This is a genomic window from Undibacterium sp. RuRC25W (assembly GCF_049339825.1).
In the GTDB taxonomy this organism is placed as follows: Bacteria; Pseudomonadota; Gammaproteobacteria; order Burkholderiales; family Burkholderiaceae_D; genus Undibacterium.
Genome location: NZ_JBMPPD010000022.1, coordinates 38198 through 52269 on the forward strand (window position 1 = coordinate 38198; position 14072 = coordinate 52269).

At 48.7% G+C, this 14072-nt stretch carries 13 protein-coding genes; 1 reads left to right on the top strand and 12 read right to left on the bottom strand.

The window, feature by feature from the left end; all coding sequences use genetic code 11:
- Window positions 1-286 precede the first annotated feature (286 nt).
- A complete protein-coding gene (gene dbpA, locus ACO0KV_RS11435; protein ID WP_423042658.1) occupies window positions 287-1681 on the top strand; it encodes an ATP-dependent RNA helicase DbpA in 1395 nt (464 codons plus the stop codon).
- Window positions 1682-1692: 11 nt separating this feature from the next.
- Here dbpA and ACO0KV_RS11440 read toward each other — a convergent pair whose 3' ends face one another.
- The 12 genes from ACO0KV_RS11440 to atpA form a co-directional block, all read right to left on the bottom strand.
- Window positions 1693-2313: a LysE family translocator gene (locus ACO0KV_RS11440; protein WP_423042659.1), complete on the bottom strand. Its 621-nt coding sequence runs from the start codon at window positions 2311-2313 to the stop codon at window positions 1693-1695.
- A gap of 67 nt (window positions 2314-2380) precedes the next feature.
- Window positions 2381-3046 carry an aquaporin gene (locus ACO0KV_RS11445; protein WP_423042660.1) on the bottom strand — a complete coding sequence of 222 codons (666 nt, stop codon included), beginning with the start codon at window positions 3044-3046 and terminating at the stop codon, window positions 2381-2383.
- Window positions 3047-3048: 2 nt separating this feature from the next.
- Entirely contained in the window at window positions 3049-3537 is a 489-nt protein-coding gene (locus ACO0KV_RS11450) for an arsenate reductase ArsC (RefSeq protein ID WP_423042661.1), read from the bottom strand.
- A gap of 75 nt (window positions 3538-3612) precedes the next feature.
- Entirely contained in the window at window positions 3613-3939 is a 327-nt protein-coding gene (locus ACO0KV_RS11455; RefSeq protein WP_423042662.1) for an ArsR/SmtB family transcription factor, read from the bottom strand.
- Between the two features lie 83 nt (window positions 3940-4022).
- Window positions 4023-6047 carry a primosomal protein N' gene (locus tag ACO0KV_RS11460; protein ID WP_423042663.1) on the bottom strand — a complete coding sequence of 675 codons (2025 nt, stop codon included), beginning with the start codon at window positions 6045-6047 and terminating at the stop codon, window positions 4023-4025.
- A 547-nt stretch (window positions 6048-6594) separates the two neighbouring features.
- Window positions 6595-7683 (bottom strand): uroporphyrinogen decarboxylase, encoded by a 1089-nt coding sequence (gene hemE, locus ACO0KV_RS11465; protein WP_423042664.1) that lies wholly within the window; start codon window positions 7681-7683, stop codon window positions 6595-6597.
- Window positions 7684-8308: 625 nt separating this feature from the next.
- Window positions 8309-9133, bottom strand: coding sequence for a PPK2 family polyphosphate kinase (locus ACO0KV_RS11470; RefSeq protein ID WP_423042665.1), 825 nt, complete (start codon window positions 9131-9133; stop codon window positions 8309-8311).
- A gap of 3 nt (window positions 9134-9136) precedes the next feature.
- Window positions 9137-9622 carry a CoA-binding protein gene (locus tag ACO0KV_RS11475; protein WP_423042666.1) on the bottom strand — a complete coding sequence of 162 codons (486 nt, stop codon included), beginning with the start codon at window positions 9620-9622 and terminating at the stop codon, window positions 9137-9139.
- A gap of 80 nt (window positions 9623-9702) precedes the next feature.
- On the bottom strand, window positions 9703-10125 hold the full coding sequence (locus ACO0KV_RS11480; protein ID WP_423042667.1) for a F0F1 ATP synthase subunit epsilon: 423 nt from the start codon (window positions 10123-10125) through the stop codon (window positions 9703-9705).
- Between the two features lie 71 nt (window positions 10126-10196).
- Window positions 10197-11600: a F0F1 ATP synthase subunit beta gene (gene atpD / locus ACO0KV_RS11485; RefSeq protein ID WP_423042668.1), complete on the bottom strand. Its 1404-nt coding sequence runs from the start codon at window positions 11598-11600 to the stop codon at window positions 10197-10199.
- 30 nt (window positions 11601-11630) lie between these two features.
- Window positions 11631-12500, bottom strand: coding sequence for a F0F1 ATP synthase subunit gamma (gene atpG / locus ACO0KV_RS11490; RefSeq protein ID WP_423042669.1), 870 nt, complete (start codon window positions 12498-12500; stop codon window positions 11631-11633).
- Window positions 12501-12529: 29 nt separating this feature from the next.
- Complete coding sequence (atpA, locus tag ACO0KV_RS11495) at window positions 12530-14071, bottom strand: F0F1 ATP synthase subunit alpha (protein WP_423042670.1); 1542 nt, start codon at window positions 14069-14071, stop codon at window positions 12530-12532.
- Window position 14072 lies beyond the last annotated feature (1 nt).

The following is a 14072-nucleotide window of genomic DNA, read 5'->3' on the forward strand; positions in this document are numbered from 1 at the left end:
CTGATATTGCTCTTGGCGGCTTTTTATTGCAAAAATATATGATTCCTGGCTCGCAAGAATACCACTTGCAATTCGTATTTGATGAGGGAATCACTGTAAATTGCGGTAAATTGTCGCTGCTTTGGCCTTGATGCCCTACAATGAGCGCATAGAACCATCCGCACCACTCTGTTAGCAATCCCTTTGTATCCTGCCTGTGAAGCAAAAGAGTTGCCGGAACTGTGCTGGCGTCACATGACGTGGTCCCCCTTGGCGACTACCTCCTACTTATCCATCCGAATTTGAAATGACTTCCATGTCCGACTCCGTTGCCTTTAATTCTCTCCCCTTGTCCGCTGCGATCCTAGCTAATCTCGACAGCTTAGGCTACCAGACCATGACGCCGATCCAGGCTGAAAGCCTCCCCGTCGTTCTTCAACAGCGCGATCTGATTGCCCAGGCAAAAACCGGCAGCGGAAAAACAGCTGCGTTCGGCCTTGGAATTTTAGCGAAACTCAATCCAACCTATTTTGCAATTCAAGGTCTGGTTATCTGTCCGACGCGAGAGTTGGCGGATCAAGTGGCGAATGAACTTCGTCGTCTCGCACGGGGGATTGAGAACGTCAAAATTCTAACTCTGTGCGGCGGCACGGCAATGCGACCACAAATCGCCTCACTGGAGCACGGTGCACATATCGTCGTTGGTACGCCGGGGCGACTGATCGACCATATCAGCCGCGGCACGATCAAACTCAACAGCGTGCAGACGCTGGTGCTAGATGAGGCGGATCGCATGGTCGATATGGGTTTTTATGATGATATCTACAGCATCGTCGAAGCCTGTTCACCGCGCCGCCAGACGTTGTTATTTTCTGCCACGTATCCAGACAATATCCGCAAAGCCAGTGAGCAACTATTGCGCGATCCAGTCGAAATCAAGGTCGAATCACAACATGCCGCAAACCATATCGAGCAATTGTTTTATCTGGTCACGCCTGAAGAACGCAATGAAGCCGTCGCCCGTTTACTGCATCACTACCAGCCAGTATCAACGATCGCATTCTGCAATACAAAAATCCATTGCCGAGAATTAACTGAAGAATTACAAGCACAAGGGATCAGTGCGCTGGCATTACATGGCGATCTGGAACAACGTGAACGCGATGAAGTATTGATACGTTTTGCTAACCAGAGTTGTTCAGTACTGGTCGCGACCGATGTCGCGGCACGCGGATTAGACATTCAGACCTTAGGGGCAGTGATCAATGTTGACGTCTCGAAAGATACCGAAGTGCATATTCACCGCATCGGTCGTACGGGTCGTGCGGGCGAAAAAGGGCTGGCCTTGAGTCTGGCAACCCCCAACGAGAAAAAATGGGTCAAACTGATTGCTGAATATCAAGGCGAAGCCGTTACGTGGGCTGATATCAACCTCTTAGAAGCCGCACCAGAACAAACCTTAGAAGCACCGATGATGACGGTCTGTATTTTTGGCGGTAAAAAAGACAAGTTACGACCAGGCGACCTACTTGGCGCACTGACCGCAGATATTGGTCTGCAGAAAGAACAAGTCGGCAAAATCAATGTTTCTGAATTCTCTACCTACGTCGCTATTGACCGCAAAGTCGCCCGTAAAACGGTGGATAAGCTGAGCCACACCAATATTAAAGGGCGACAGTTTAAGATGCGGATTATTGATTGATCAGCTTAGGCTTACTCATCGGCGGCAAGTAACTTACCTGCCGCCAAGCCAAAAGTCAGTGTCATTATCAGGTGCATAAGGCGTTGCCATCGCAGATAGCAACGCTGTACCGGTTTGGTAGAAAAAACCACCGCATAAGTAAAAAAGACGCCTGCCCCAGTGGCGACGCAAACAAGAAGAAGTAGCACGTTGTCGCGCCAGGTCGTCGTCCCCTGCGCTGACAAAGAGGCGATTGCCAGCCAAGTGAAAATTGCCTTTGGATTACTCAGGTGCAGTTTTAGTCCACGCTGATAATGGGCAGCGAATGTCGCGCGAGACTCGGGCAATGACGTCGATGTCGATGCGGTGACAAATACCCTGCGCAACGAAATCAATGCCAGCCAGAACAGGTAGGCTGCGCCAAGCACTTTGAGTAAAACAAGAACCTCCGCATACGTCTGCAACACCCCGGCAAATCCAAGCACAGCCATTGCCCCCCACCATGTCGAGCCAGAGATGATTCCGCAAGCCATCGCCAGCGCTACCCGCCGTCCGTGGTTCATCGCCACGGTCATCAGCGCCAGATTACTGGGACCAGGACTTGCGGTGGCGATCAAATAGGTCAGTACGGCTAGTAAAAAGTCATGCGACATAGGGACTCCGGTGTTAGTGAAAAACCCCTATTAAAGAGGAATCCTTTCACCCTGAGTGATACAGTCGTCAGGTATTTGGTGCGGAACAGTCATCCAGAAACTGGCTTACCATCAACCCAATCCCCGCCCCCACACATTGCGCCAGCACGAACGCTGGAACACTCGCGGGGGAAATGCCAGCGAACGTATCGCTGAACATTCTGCCAAAGGCTGCGGCAGGATTGGCAAATGAGGTTGACGCAGTAAACCAGTAGGCGCAGCCAATGTAAGCCGCCACCATTGCTGCCACTTTTTCAGATGGTGCTTTCAGGATGACCAGTATCAGTCCTGCCGTCGCGACGATCTCGGCAATCCATTGTCCACTGCCACTGCGCACTTTAGTTGATAGCTGGAACAGATTGATATCAAACATAGCGTGCGCAAGCCAAGCACCGAGCAAGGCGCCTGTTAATTGGGCGACAATATACGGCAACAGCAGCTTTTTTTCGAGCGCCCCTCGGATGACCATAATGATCGACACCGCAGGATTAAAGTGCGCCCCACTGACCGGACCGAACACCTCGATCAAAATATACAACCCACCGACGGTTGCTGCGGTGTTGGCGAGTAAGGCAATCGCATCGTTGCCCGCGGCTAGACGCTGTCCCATGATGCCTGAGCCGATCACAATCGCGAGCAGCAATGCGGTTCCTAACAATTCTCCGCTGAGCTTTTTAAGATGGGATGACGACATCGTTAACTCTTTTGTAGTTGCAATAGCGCAGTTTGGCGCTCGGCAGATGACATCGTTTCTAAAGGTAAGCTCAACAATTGCAACATCCGGTAGCCAATCGCCTGTCGGGTCAGGTCAAAAGCATTCTTTTTATCCGATTCAGCGGCATTGGATGGGTCAGGATAGCCCCAATGCACTTTGACGGGGCTGCCTGGCCAGTATGGACATTGTTCTGATGCGGCGCTATCACACACGGTAATCACGATATCCATCACCGGCGCATTGGCGACAGTGAATTCATCCCAGCTTTTGCTGTATGCCGTGCTGGTATCAACGCCGGCGTGTTCCAATGCCTCTAGGGCATAAGGATTGACGCGCCCACTCGGGGCGCTGCCCGCGCTGTAAGCCTTGACGTCTTTGTTCAATTTTTGAGCAAGATGATTGAGCATGCCTTCAGCGAGCACACTGCGTGCTGAGTTATGTGTGCAGAGGATGAGTACGTTGATTGTCATTGCGTCACGCTTGGTAAGTCGATCGTTTATCGGCATCGAGTTGATTAAATTAGGGAAAACAATGTTGAATATGGCTCAACACTGACATGCATCTGCATTTTTAGGTATCTCGCATGCCACACCTTGACAGCAATTTTCGGTAAGGTGCGCCATCAGGGCATTCATTTGATCGTACGCCGCCCTGTACACCAGATTCCGACTCGACCTCTCGATATTGACCAAGCCAGCATTCGTCAGCTCTTTCAAATGAAAAGATAGTGTCGTCGCAGGAATGTCTAAATCTTCCTGCATCACACCAGGCGTGATGCCAGAAGTACCCGCAACGACCAAGGAGCGGAATACTTTTAAGCGAACCGGATGGGCTAATGCGCTCAGCGCTTTGATGATGTCATTGTCGTTCATCCGCATACTTTACCATAATTCGAGAATATTGAAAGTATTGTTTATTCTGGGGTAGGTTCAATCACCCATCAATGGATAACTTTTTAGATATCCACAGGGTCGATTTCCACCGACCATTTCACACGACTTTTTAGGGCGCGCAAGGTAGTGATCCATTCGCGAACAAAGGCTTGCAATGCGGGGCGTGACGCGGACTCGACCAGTAATTGGGCGCGGTCGACATTCGCCACCCGCGTCATGGTCATAGGAATCGGGTCATTCATGGTAATGCCAACATGGGTGGGTAATGCGGCAGCTTGTTGCAGGAAGTCGATCGCTTGCTGTAATTCTCGGGCTTCGGCACGGAGCAAGGCCTGATACATAAACGGCGGCAGTTGCGCTTGTTGCCTTTCAAGCAACAAATCCTGCGCGAAGGCTTCGTAGTTGTGCGCCATCAGTGCGTGATACAGCGGATGGTCGGGGTAGCGGGTCTGAATCAAGACTTCTGACATATTGCCGCCCTCTTTTTGCGCAGTACGCCCAGCGCGACCAGACACCTGCATCAATTGCGCAAACAACCGTTCACTAGCGCGATAATCCTGTGAAAATAGTGCTGCGTCAGGATTGAGCGCAGCAACCAAGGTCAAACGTTTAAAGTCATGCCCCTTAGCAACCATTTGCGTGCCAATCAAGATATCCACATCCCCTTCATGCACACGTTCAAACGCCGCGGCCGCACTTCCCTTAAGCCTAGTCGAGTCGGCATCAATCCGAAACACCTTGGCATCCGGAAAAATTCCCGCCAGACTTTCTTCCATTCTTTGCGTCCCGCGCCCTAAAGGTTGCAAATCAACATTGCCGCAGGTCGGGCAAGAGCGTGGGATACGTTGCTCCAAACCGCAGTGATGGCAACGTAAGCGGTGGTCCCCTTTATGTAGGACTAGATTGGCGGTACAACGCGTGCATTGACTAATCCAGCCACAGGCATCGCAAGCGAGAACTGGGGAATAACCGCGTCGATTTAAAAATAGAAGTGATTGCTCACCTTTCTCAAGACGTAGCTTAATCGAGGCTATTAGTCGTTGAGTTAAGCCATCGCTAGGTTTTTCTCGTTCTAAATTAATGATCTTAACAATTGGCAACACCGCATTTTTGACCGCCCTTTCACGTAAAACAGATAGCCGATAGCGCCCGCTTTGCGCGCCTTGCCAGCTCTCCAGCGACGGCGTGGCGGAGCCAAGTACGACGGGGATCTGTCGTTGACGCGCACGCCAGATCGCCAGATCGCGTGCTGAATAGCGCAAGCCTTCTTGTTGCTTATAAGAAGGATCATGCTCCTCGTCAACGATGATTAATTGCAAGAAAGGCATTGATGCTAGCATTGCTAGCCGTGTCCCGAGGATAATCCTAGCGCGTCCCTGATGGGCCGCCAGCCAATGTAATAACCGTTCGCCCTCGGCCATTCCGCTATGCAATGTGGATAACATCAGCCCCGGAAAACGTGCCCGGATATGCGCTTCAAATTGGGGGGTGAGATTGATTTCTGGCACCAGAATGAGTACCTGAGCATCCTCATTTTGCGCCAAAACCCGAGCGACGGTTTGTAGATAAACTTCCGTTTTCCCACTCCCAGTTACCCCAAATAGCAAATGGGTAGCAAATCCTGACTGTTCGGTGATCGCGTCAACGGCCCCCTGTTGCTCTGCATTAAGGACAGGCTCGTCTATCGGTTGGGCATCGGTCTGGACCGCAAGCTTATCCAGCTTTTTGAGGGCACGCTGCAGAGAAACCGTTTTGATCGCTTTCAGATTTTTGGGCAATGCTGGCAGCGCTACCTCGCCCAATGGACGTTGATAATACTCCGCCGCAAACTGGGCTAATGCCATCCATTCTGGCAATAACGGCGATAATTCGCTCCTGACGGCGATAATATCTTTGATTTTATCCACAGGGACGGCTGTTGTATCGCAGATCTCCACCACGACGCCGACCAATTCTTGACGGCCAAATGGCACGACGACTAATTGCCCAGGAAATGGCGATGTCTGTCCTGTCTGATCCACTAAGCGGTAATCAAACAAGGTGTCAAGTGGTGTGTCCAATGCGACACGCAGGAAAAGTTCTTTCACGACTTAACGATGAGCAAAAATAAAATTGCTAACCATTGATTTTATAAGGTGTTTTTGGGTTTTCCACATCATCTGTGGATAACTTTGTGGAGAAGGCTCTATTGACATTGGTTTTCGCTAGTGTTTATGCGGGTTTAGGGGCGTTGCAAGGTTTACGGGCTTAAAATTATTTCTTTTAAAATCAAACACTTACAAAAATCTACAAGTTTAAAAAAATATTTTTTTAAGATTTTTAATAACGCCCTGAATTTGTGCATAAGTGAGCGGAAAAATACGCAACGGTATAAAAATATCAGCGACCAACCATCTTGTTTTCCAGAGCTTTTGGGCCGCAAACGCTCATGAACACTAGGTGTTGCACAGCAACATGACGCTTGGACGTGATGAAACAGCGATTGTCGTTTTACCAGCACCAAATTTTGCTCTATTTTCAATATTTTTCACGCCTCTAGTCATCTGCTAAACGCCCCACTATTGCGCGTAAATGATTGAACGGTGACGGTCATTTTGACGCATGCGGGGCTCTTTTAACAATCCAGATTCATCTTTATGGCTGTTGCCGTTGACGCCGGCTATATTCATGAACTGTATCGACGAGCACGCTCACTGATTCTGGCGGTGTAAATTGAGAAATACCATGACCCAAATTGAACACATGCCCATGACCTGCCTTCGGTTTACCGTAGGCATCCAAGGTCTGAATAACTTGTTGACGGATTTGTTCTGGTTCGGCAAACAAGATAGCAGGGTCAAGATTCCCCTGCAGCGCAACTTGATTGCCAACCCGTGCCCGTGCCTGTCCCAAATTCACTGTCCAATCGAGTCCAACTGCATCCACACCGATCGCTGCAATCTTTTCCAGCCACAAACCTCCGCCTTTGGTAAAGACAATGGCTGGGATGCGTTTTCCGTCTTTCTCTTTTTGCAGCTTGCCGACGATATCCTGCATATAAGACAACGAAAATTCTTGATAGGCAGCATCGGCCAGCGCACCACCCCAGCTATCAAAAATCATGACCGCTTGGGCACCAGCATCGATCTGCGCGTTCAAATAGTCAGCAACGGCATCGGCATTCACGCGCAAGATGTGATGCATCAGGTCAGGGCGCTTGTAAAGTAAGGTCTTTACTTTATGAAACTCTTTTGAACCTTGTCCTTCGACCATATAGCACGCCAATGTCCACGGGCTACCAGAAAAACCGATGAGCGGTACGCGGCCATCCAGCGCCGTGCGGATTTGTGTGACAGCATCAAATACATATTGCAAGCTGCCAGCTTCAGGCACTTTCAAGGCAAGAATATCTTTTTCATCTTTCAGCGGGCGTTCAAATTTAGGGCCTTCACCTTCTTCAAAATAAAGTCCCAATCCCATTGCATCTGGGACAGTCAGAATGTCAGAGAATAAAATTGCCGCGTCTAACGCGTAGCGATCAATCGGTTGTAATGTGACTTCCGTAGCGAATTGTGGGTTTTTCGCTAGACTCATGAACGAGCCGGCCCCTTTGCGCGTCGCGCGGTATTCGGGCAGATAGCGGCCCGCTTGGCGCATAAGCCACAATGGCGTGTATTCTGTTTCTTCACGTAATAATGCTTTGATAAACGTGTCGTTCTTCAATGGCGAAAAATTATGGCTCATGGGGGCTTTCAAAAAACGGGAATAAGACCTTCGCAACTACTCACAGCAACGCACCAAAAAGTACGGAGGAAGATGCATGAGGCGATCGCATATGGGGCCTAAATGTGTTCTACGATGAACAAAAAAACATCGTCAGTTCGGTTTATCTGACATTATCGCTTAAGCCGCGCCGAACAGCATCTGATCTTGCTCAAGTTGTGCATAACATACTTAATTTCTTTTGAAAAACTGTGGATAACTTTGTGGATAGATTTGTCAAATTTGAGGTTTACTTCTTATTTTTAAAATTCCACTCTAGAGTAAACGTGTAAGCACTTGATTTTATTGAAAATTAATATTCTTAATAATAAAAATGCGTATTTTTATAAAAAAAATCTACTTGACAGTATGTGCATAAGTAAGAATTCGCTTGTCAGACATCTTCTGATCCGATAGCAAATCCAGCGGGCATGCTACGCTTTCAGTGAAGTGAAACTGGTCACTATTCGATCAGAAATGTGCTTAATCTGTATTGATCAAGCACTTAACTGTGCGCTATTTTCAGCTCGCTGCTCTTGAACCTAAAAGCCGTTATCGGCGGATGTGTATAAGGATTCATCCTTTTCAGCGAAACAAAAATAAATACCTATTCAACAACCAATTTACTATATTCAAGATTACCTGGCGGAAACTTTAGCGCTAAACCATTGAGTTTCTCAAAAACAATGCTGGCAATGATCAGATTTCGTTGTGTTTTTGAATTTGCAGGAATGACATACCAAGGAGCTGAGGGCACATCTGTCGCGCTGAGGGCTTTCTCGTAGGCGCGTTGGTAGGCTTCCCAGTGCACCCTTTCTGCGAGATCCTGCATATCGAATTTCCAGTGTTTGTCTGGGTCGACAAGGCGTTCTTCCAAGCGTTCTTTTTGTTCATCTTTGGATATATGCAAAAAGAATTTCAGAACGATGGTGCCGGTCTCAACCAGCATGCGTTCGAAATCACGGATATGTGCATAACGACGCTCGCATTCTGCATCATCGATCCACCCGTGTACTTTGCTAATGAGCACATCTTCGTAGTGACTACGGTTAAAAATCACGATTTCACCTTTACCGGGCACCTCTTGATGGACGCGCCATAGAAAATCACGGTCCTTTTCCGCCACACTTGGTGCTTTAAAAGCCACGGTACGGGCAGCAAGTGGATGAAGTTGTCCAAAGACGCTTTTCACCGTGCCATCTTTACCTGCAGTATCCATACCCTGCAGGATGACTAATAACTTAGGCTCATGATTAGCAGCAAAAACATCTTGCAGATGCGATATCTTTTCAGCTAACTCGGCTGTTTTTGCCTTATCTGCAAGTTTATCTTCTGCGTGGTTGCCGCTAGTGGCCCCAATTAGCTTACGTCCGGCGTCCTGCTCATTGAGTTTTAATAGTGGGGGCAAGTGAAATTGGTCAGCAACGTTCATTATTTAACAGCTTTCATTGAATTGACAAAGATTGCTCAGATAACGCTGGTGCTCAATTTTCAGGCAACGATCCATGACCACAAACATGCCCGCCTCTTCTGCAATACTGGCAGCGTCATTGTTGATAACCCCAGATTGCATCCACAGACAACGCGGCGCAACAAGAATAGCCTCAAGAGCGATAGGAAGCATGTCGTCGGTATTTCTGAAACAATCAACAATATCTATCTGGTGGTGTACAGCGGCTTCTTGCAGGCTGGCATAACAGTATTGGCCAAGCAGCATTTTTCCAGCTTCACGGGGGTTGACGGGAATGATCCGATAGCCCACCGCCTGCATGTACGCGGCAACACCATTGCTTGCGCGATGTACTTTCGGTGATAGTCCTACCACGGCAATCGTTTTACTTTCGCTCAGCAGTTGATGCAGACGCACTGCAAAAGAAGGTTTTCCTTCAAGTGAGTTGTTACATGCGGGAGATGGCATCATTGCTTGTCCTTGAAAACAAAAAGGCAGCTAAAGCTGCCTTTTCATTGTACTGCTTTCGTCGCGTCAATGACGGCAACGAATTAACGCTTCTGACGCAATTTATGAATCGCTGCCAATTGGGCGATCGCGGTTGCCAATTCGACTTGTGCTTGCGCGTAGTCGATCGTCGAATCGCGATTAACCAAAGCTTGCTCAGCCAATTTCTTGGCTTCAGTCGCTTTAGCTTCGTCCAGGTCGTGACCACGAATCGCGGTATCGGCCAAAACTGTCACTGCATTTGGTTGCACTTCCAGCAAACCGCCAGCAACGAAAACGAATACGTCTTCTGCCTGACCAGTTACTTTAATGCGCACCGCACCCGGTTTGATACGGGTAATCAGTGGAGTATGTTTTGGATAAATACCCAATTCACCAGCCTCACCCGGCAACGCGACGAATTCAGCTTCACCAGAAAAAATCAATTCTTCTGCTGAAACTACGTCAACGTGAATAGTGTGTGCCATGTTGGACCCTTTTTGTTCGCTTGAAAAAGCTCTTGCTGCGACGTTACCGCCGCAGCGCTAGTGCTTAAGAATTAAGCAGCCAGTTTTTTCGCTTTTTCGATTGCTTCGTCGATAGTGCCTACCATGTAGAACGCTTGTTCTGGCAAGTGATCGAGTTCGCCGGAAGCGATCATTTTGAAGCCCTTGATCGTGTCTTTCAGCGAAACGTATTTACCTGGTGAGCCGGTAAATACTTCAGCAACGTGGAAAGGCTGAGACAAGAAACGTTGCATTTTACGTGCACGTGCAACGAGCAATTTGTCTTCAGGAGCCAATTCGTCCATACCCAAAATCGCGATAATGTCACGCAATTCTTTGTAGCGTTGCAGAGTACCTTGAACAGCGCGTGCTGTTTCATAGTGCTCTTGACCCACAACTTGTGGATCCAACTGACGGGATGTCGAATCCAATGGATCAACCGCTGGGTAGATACCCAGAGAAGCGATGTCACGGGACAGAACAACGGTAGAATCCAAATGGGCGAATGTTGTCGCTGGAGATGGATCAGTCAAGTCATCGGCTGGAACATACACGGCCTGGATCGATGTGATCGAACCAGTTTTTGTGGATGTAATACGCTCTTGCAGACGGCCCATTTCTTCAGCCAATGTAGGTTGGTAACCCACAGCGGAAGGCATACGACCCAACAACGCGGAAACTTCAGTACCGGCCAGTGTATAACGGTAGATGTTATCCACAAAGAACAGAACATCTTTACCTTCGTCGCGGAAACCTTCAGCGATCGTCAAACCAGTCAAAGCAACGCGCAGACGGTTACCTGGTGGTTCATTCATCTGACCGTACACCATCGCAACTTTGGAGTTTTCTGGATTTTCCAGATCAACCACTTTTGCGTCAGCCATTTCGTGATAGAAGTCATTACCTTCACGAGTACGCTCACCAACACCAGCAAACACGGACAAGCCGCTGTGTGCTTTAGCGATGTTGTTAATCAATTCCATCATGTTAACGGTTTTACCAACACCAGCACCACCGAACAGACCGACCTTACCACCTTTAGCGAATGGGCAAACCAGATCAATAACTTTGATACCGGTTTCCAGCAATTCCTGAGATGGGGACAGTTCGTCGTAGGCAGGGGCTTTACGGTGAATCGATGCTGTCTGCTCGTGGCTGACAGGACCGCATTCATCGATAGGGTTACCCAATACGTCCATAATACGACCCAGCGTTGCTTTGCCGGTTGGTACCATGATTGGATGACCTGTGTTGCTGATAATCATGCCACGACGCAGACCGTCAGAAGTACCCAGAGCAATGGTACGGACAATGCCGTCGCCCAATTGCTGCTGAACTTCCAAAGTCAACTCGGAGCCTTCCATTTTCAAGGCGTCATAAATCTTAGGCATCGCGTTACGTGGGAATTCAACGTCCACCACAGCGCCGATACACTGAACGATTTTGCCATTAGCCATGTTCGTTCCTTCAATAATTATTTGTACAGTTTAGACCGCTGCCGCGCCGGCGACGATCTCGGAGAGCTCTTTGGTAATGGCAGCTTGACGGGTTTTGTTATAAACCAGTTTCAACTCACCAATCACGCTACCTGCGTTATCACTTGCTGATTTCATCGCCACCATACGGGCCGACTGTTCAGACGCCATGTTTTCAGCCACTGCTTGGAAAATCAGCGCTTCGACATAACGGATCAGCAATTCATCAATCACCGTATTAGCATCTGGTTCATAGATGTAATCCCAAGCATGGGAAGATTTATCTACTGCCAAGCGATCCGCTGTTAGAGGCAATAATTGCTCCATCACCGGCTCTTGCTTCATGGTGTTAACAAATTTGGTATAACTTAGGTAAACCGCGTCGAGTTTGCCTTCCTGATAGGCATCCAGCAAAACTTTGACTGGGCCAATCAATTTATCGAGGTGAGGAGCATCGCCCAATTGAATTGCATGGGAAACTACTTCTGCACCGATACGATTCAGGAAGCCTAAACCTTTATTACCAATTGCGACCGCTTCTACTTTTGAACCCTTACCTTCGAGTTCACGCAATTTGTTGGTGACTAAACGCAACACGTTAGTGTTCAAGCCACCGCACAAACCTTTGTCTGTCGTCACAACGATCACTCCGACCTTCTTGGAGTGATCTTGTTGAACCATGAAAGGATGCGTGTACTCTGGGTTGGCTTGTGACAAGTTAGCAGCGATATTACGAATCTTTTCACTGTACGGGCGAGCCGCACGCATCCGGTCTTGCGCTTTACGCATTTTGGACGCAGCGACCATTTCCATCGCTTTCGTGATTTTCTTCGTATTTTCTACGCTTTTAATCTTGCCACGTATCTCTTTGCCTGCAGCCATGAGTATTGACTCCTTCTAGCTACAGTAAATTAATAGGCGCCGGATTTTTTGAAATCAGCAATTGCGGCAGCCATGGCAGCTTCGCCATCTTTGTCCAGTTGCTTGGTTTCTTCGATCTTTTGCAACAAAGCAGCGTGACTTGTCTTCATGAAGTTGTGTACGCCAGCTTCAAAAGCCAATACTTGCTTAACAGGTACATCATCCAAGAAGCCTTTGTTCACGGAGAACAAAGTCACAGCCATCAAAGAGATAGACAATGGAGCATACTGTGCTTGTTTCAGCAATTCAGTAACACGGGCACCACGATCCAACTGCTTGCGGGTTGCTTCGTCGAGGTCAGATGCGAACTGAGCAAACGCTGCCAATTCACGATACTGCGCCAAGTCAGTACGAATACCGCCGGACAAGTTTTTGATCACTTTAGTCTGCGCTGCACCACCAACACGGGAAACCGAGATACCAGCGTTAATCGCTGGACGGATACCGGCGTTGAACAGGGATGTTTCCAAGAAGATCTGACCGTCAGTAATCGAAATTACGTTGGTTGGAACGAATGCGGAAACGTCACCAGCTTGAGTTTCAATGATAGGCAATGCTGTCAGAGAACCTGTTTTACCTTTAACTTCACCTTTAGTGAATGCTTCAACGTAGTCTGGGTTCACGCGCGCTGCACGTTCGAGCAAACGGGAGTGCAGGTAGAACACGTCACCTGGGTAAGCTTCACGGCCTGGTGGGCGGCGCAGCAACAGGGAAACCTGACGGTAAGCCACAGCTTGTTTAGACAAATCATCATAGATGATCAGTGCATCTTCACCGCGGTCACGGAAGTATTCGCCCATCGCGCAACCGGAGTAAGCGGAAACGTATTGCATCGCTGCAGATTCAGCAGCAGTCGCAGCAACAACGATGGTGTATTCCATTGCGCCGTGGGCTTCGAGAGCGCGCACAACGTTTTTAACGGAAGAAGCTTTTTGACCGATCGCTACATAGATACATGTAACGTTCTGGCCTTTTTGGCTGATCACCGCATCAATCGCAACGGCTGTTTTACCAGTTTGACGATCGCCAATGATCAATTCGCGCTGACCACGACCAACTGGTACCATCGCATCGATGGACTTGATACCGGTTTGCAGAGGTTCAGACACGGATTGACGAGCAATAACGCCTGGCGCGATTTTTTCGATCGGTGCAGTCAATTTAGCATTGATTGGACCTTTGCCGTCGATTGGCTGACCCAGCGCGTTAACAACACGACCGCGCAGTTCAGGACCGATAGGCACTTCCAGAATACGACCAGTACATTTCACTGTGTCGCCTTCGGAGATGTGTTCGTAGTCACCGAGAATAACGGCGCCAACGGAATCACGTTCCAAGTTCAATGCCAGACCAAATGTATTGCCTGGGAATTCCAGCATCTCACCTTGCATCGCGTCAGACAGACCGTGGATGCGGCAGATACCGTCGGTAACGGAAATAACCGTACCTTGATTACGAATCTCAGCTTGGTCGCCAAGGCCTTGAATCCGGCTCTTGATCAACTCACTGATTTCAGATGGGTTGAGTTGCATA

Coding starts and splice junctions, on each gene's coding strand:
- dbpA (WP_423042658.1), top strand. CDS start 287: ATGACTTCCATGTCCGACTCCGTTGCCTTTAATTCTCTCCCCTTGTCC.
- ACO0KV_RS11440 (WP_423042659.1), bottom strand. CDS start 2,313: ATGTCGCATGACTTTTTACTAGCCGTACTGACCTATTTGATCGCCACC.
- ACO0KV_RS11445 (WP_423042660.1), bottom strand. CDS start 3,046: ATGTCGTCATCCCATCTTAAAAAGCTCAGCGGAGAATTGTTAGGAACC.
- ACO0KV_RS11450 (WP_423042661.1), bottom strand. CDS start 3,537: ATGACAATCAACGTACTCATCCTCTGCACACATAACTCAGCACGCAGT.
- ACO0KV_RS11455 (WP_423042662.1), bottom strand. CDS start 3,939: ATGAACGACAATGACATCATCAAAGCGCTGAGCGCATTAGCCCATCCG.
- hemE (WP_423042664.1), bottom strand. CDS start 7,683: ATGAGCCATAATTTTTCGCCATTGAAGAACGACACGTTTATCAAAGCA.
- ACO0KV_RS11470 (WP_423042665.1), bottom strand. CDS start 9,133: ATGAACGTTGCTGACCAATTTCACTTGCCCCCACTATTAAAACTCAAT.
- ACO0KV_RS11475 (WP_423042666.1), bottom strand. CDS start 9,622: ATGATGCCATCTCCCGCATGTAACAACTCACTTGAAGGAAAACCTTCT.
- ACO0KV_RS11480 (WP_423042667.1), bottom strand. CDS start 10,125: ATGGCACACACTATTCACGTTGACGTAGTTTCAGCAGAAGAATTGATT.
- atpD (WP_423042668.1), bottom strand. CDS start 11,600: ATGGCTAATGGCAAAATCGTTCAGTGTATCGGCGCTGTGGTGGACGTT.
- atpG (WP_423042669.1), bottom strand. CDS start 12,500: ATGGCTGCAGGCAAAGAGATACGTGGCAAGATTAAAAGCGTAGAAAAT.
- atpA (WP_423042670.1), bottom strand. CDS start 14,071: ATGCAACTCAACCCATCTGAAATCAGTGAGTTGATCAAGAGCCGGATT.